Annotated in this window: 2 protein-coding genes; both read right to left on the bottom strand. The window is 68.3% G+C overall.

Annotation, left to right across the window (positions count from 1 at the left end):
• A partial coding sequence (locus ACED67_RS21620; protein WP_395543811.1) for an electron transfer flavoprotein subunit alpha/FixB family protein occupies positions 1–905 on the bottom strand: 905 nt, incomplete at its 3' end.
• The coding region (locus ACED67_RS21615; RefSeq protein ID WP_395543810.1) for an electron transfer flavoprotein subunit beta/FixA family protein at positions 905–1,212 on the bottom strand (308 nt) is incomplete at its 5' end. The genes ACED67_RS21615 and ACED67_RS21620, both read right to left, overlap by 1 nt.

The raw sequence follows: 1,212 nt of genomic DNA, 5'->3' as shown, positions 1-1,212 counted from the left end.
AGTTCGGGGACGATGGTGAAGAGGTCACCGACGAGGCCGTAATCGGCGACCTGGAAGATCGGGGCCTCTTCGTCCTTGTTGATCGCGACGATGACCTTGCTGTCCTTCATCCCGGCGAGGTGCTGGATCGCGCCCGAGATGCCCACGGCGACATAGAGCTGCGGCGCCACGACCTTGCCGGTCTGGCCGACCTGCCAGTCATTCGGCGCATAGCCCGAATCGACCGCCGCCCGCGAGGCGCCCACCGCGGCGCCCAGCTTGTCCGCCAGCGTCTCGATGATCCCGAAACTTTCCTTCGAGCCGAGGCCCCGCCCGCCCGAGACCACGATCTTCGCGCTGGTCAGTTCCGGGCGGTCCGACGCCGCCACCCTGTCCTCGACCCAGGCGGAGAGGCCCGCATCGGCCGGGCCCGAGACCGCCTCGATCGCGGCCGACCCGCCCGATGCCGCCGCCGCGAAGGCCGCGGTGCGCACGGTGAAGACCTTCGTCGCATCGCCGGATTTCACGGTCTGGATCGCGTTGCCGGCATAGATCGGGCGCTCGAAAGTCTCGGCATCCAGAACCGCCGTCACATCCGACAGCACCATCACGTCGAGAAGCGCCGCCACCCGCGGCAGCACATTCTTGTTGAAGGCCGTCGCCGCGCCGCAGATATGGCTGTAATTGCCCGCCAGCGCCACGACCAGCGCCGCGGTCGCCTCGGCCATGCCATGGGCATAGGCGCCATCGGCGGCCTGCAGCACCTTGGCCACGCCCGAAAGCTTCGCCGCCTCGGCCGCCGCCGCATCGGGGCCCGCCACCAGCACATGCACTTCGCCCAGGGCCGCGACCGCGCTGACGGTCTTGGCCACCTGATCGGTGGCAAGCGCGCCGTCATTCACATCCGCCAAAAGAAGAACGGCCATCACAGCACCCCCGCTTCATCTTTGAGTTTGGCGATCAGCTCGTCCACCGAGCCCACCTTCACGCCCGCCTTGCGGCCCGCCGGTTCGGCGGTCTTCACCACCGTGAGCCGCGGCGCGACATCCACGCCGTAATCGGCCGGGGTCTTGGTCGCCAAAGGCTTGGCCTTGGCCTTCATGATGTTCGGCAGGCTGGCATAGCGCGGCTCGTTCAGCCGCAGGTCGACCGTCACGATGGCCGGCATCTTCACCTTGATCCTCTGCAGCCCGCCATCGACCTCGCGCGTCACGGTGGCGCTGTCGCCCTCGA

This window comes from Neotabrizicola paludis, assembly GCF_044142105.1.
GTDB lineage: Bacteria > Pseudomonadota > Alphaproteobacteria > Rhodobacterales > Rhodobacteraceae > Pseudogemmobacter.
This window is presented reverse-complemented; position numbering and strand designations above follow the sequence as displayed.